The following is a 2,120-nucleotide window of genomic DNA, read 5'->3' on the forward strand; positions in this document are numbered from 1 at the left end:
TTGGTGGGTCTGGAAGGACTTGAACCTTCGACCCCCGCCTTATCAAGACGGTGCTCTAACCACCTGAGCTACAGACCCGACTTAGATCTTCGCAGTCAACAACCGATAAGCGTGAACACTCAACTTCCAGTGCATGCTCTAGAAAGGAGGTGATCCAGCCGCAGGTTCCCCTACGGCTACCTTGTTACGACTTCACCCCAGTCATGAATCCTGCCGTGGTAAGCGCCCTCCTTACGGTTAGGCTACCTACTTCTGGCAAAACCCACTCCCATGGTGTGACGGGCGGTGTGTACAAGACCCGGGAACGTATTCACCGCGACATGCTGATCCGCGATTACTAGCGATTCCAGCTTCACGCAGTCGAGTTGCAGACTGCGATCCGGACTACGATCGGTTTTCTGGGGTTAGCTCCACCTCGCGGTTTGGCAGCCCTCTGTACCGACCATTGTATGACGTGTGAAGCCCTACCCATAAGGGCCATGAGGACTTGACGTCATCCCCACCTTCCTCCGGTTTGTCACCGGCAGTCTCCCTAGAGTGCTCTTGCGTAGCAACTAAGGACAAGGGTTGCGCTCGTTGCGGGACTTAACCCAACATCTCACGACACGAGCTGACGACAGCCATGCAGCACCTGTGTTACGGTTCTCTTTCGAGCACTCCCACCTCTCAGCAGGATTCCGTACATGTCAAGGGTAGGTAAGGTTTTTCGCGTTGCATCGAATTAATCCACATCATCCACCGCTTGTGCGGGTCCCCGTCAATTCCTTTGAGTTTTAATCTTGCGACCGTACTCCCCAGGCGGTCAACTTCACGCGTTAGCTTCGTTACTAAGGAAATGAATCCCCAACAACTAGTTGACATCGTTTAGGGCGTGGACTACCAGGGTATCTAATCCTGTTTGCTCCCCACGCTTTCGTGCATGAGCGTCAGTATTGGCCCAGGGGGCTGCCTTCGCCATCGGTATTCCTCCACATCTCTACGCATTTCACTGCTACACGTGGAATTCTACCCCCCTCTGCCATACTCTAGCCTTGCAGTCACGAATGCAGTTCCCAGGTTAAGCCCGGGGATTTCACATCCGTCTTACAAAACCGCCTGCGCACGCTTTACGCCCAGTAATTCCGATTAACGCTTGCACCCTACGTATTACCGCGGCTGCTGGCACGTAGTTAGCCGGTGCTTATTCTTCCGGTACCGTCATCCCCCCGAGGTATTAACCCAGAGGATTTCTTTCCGGACAAAAGTGCTTTACAACCCGAAGGCCTTCTTCACACACGCGGCATTGCTGGATCAGGCTTTCGCCCATTGTCCAAAATTCCCCACTGCTGCCTCCCGTAGGAGTCTGGGCCGTGTCTCAGTCCCAGTGTGGCTGGTCGTCCTCTCAGACCAGCTACAGATCGTCGCCTTGGTGAGCTTTTACCCCACCAACTAGCTAATCTGACATCGGCTGCTCTTGTAGCACGAGGCCCGAAGGTCCCCCGCTTTCCTCCTCAGAGCGTATGCGGTATTAATCCGGCTTTCGCCGAGCTATCCCCCACTACAAGGTACATTCCGATGTATTACTCACCCGTTCGCCACTCGCCACCAGGTGCAAGCACCCGTGCTGCCGTTCGACTTGCATGTGTAAGGCATGCCGCCAGCGTTCAATCTGAGCCAGGATCAAACTCTTCAGTTTAAACCTGTTACTGTTTTCGGTTTTTCGTGATAAATCACTTGAACCGGTCGCTCTCAAAGTATGCTGACAAGTTAATTTCTTAACTTACCTATTACTATGTGAGCCTCAATAAATTTAAAGCTTATCTGCCGAAGCAGACGCACCATTCATCGAGTGCCCACACTTATCGGTTGTCTAATTTTTAAAGATCAATCGCATCACACTTCGCTTCGTCGCACACTTACCGCGCCGTCGCTTCGTTTTCTGCGTCGCTGCATCAGCAGCAGAGAAGTGAGATTATGTCGCAGCTTCTCGTCGTCGTCAACAGTTTTTTTCGCTTTCTTCGCTCGTCGCCGTAGCCACTCGCAAGCTCCAAAACCCCTAACCACCGGGCTTTCCAGCCCGTCGCCTCCACCGCTTCGCCGCTTGCGCTGCGTCGCCGTCGTTGCGAGAGACGGAATATTAG

1 protein-coding gene, 1 tRNA gene and 1 rRNA gene are annotated in these 2,120 nt (G+C 53.3%); all 3 read right to left on the bottom strand.

Annotated elements, in window-relative coordinates:
* Window position 1: 1 nt before the first annotated feature.
* Window positions 2–78 (bottom strand) — tRNA-Ile (locus PTE31013_RS24630).
* Window positions 79–142: 64 nt separating this feature from the next.
* A 16S ribosomal RNA gene (locus PTE31013_RS24635) occupies window positions 143–1,675 on the bottom strand.
* A 197-nt stretch (window positions 1,676–1,872) separates the two neighbouring features.
* Window positions 1,873–2,120: hypothetical protein (locus PTE31013_RS25035; RefSeq protein WP_217426266.1), on the bottom strand; the 248-nt coding region annotated here is incomplete at its 5' end.

It is taken from the genome of Pandoraea terrigena (genome assembly GCF_902459705.1).
Lineage (GTDB): Bacteria > Pseudomonadota > Gammaproteobacteria > Burkholderiales > Burkholderiaceae > Pandoraea > Pandoraea terrigena.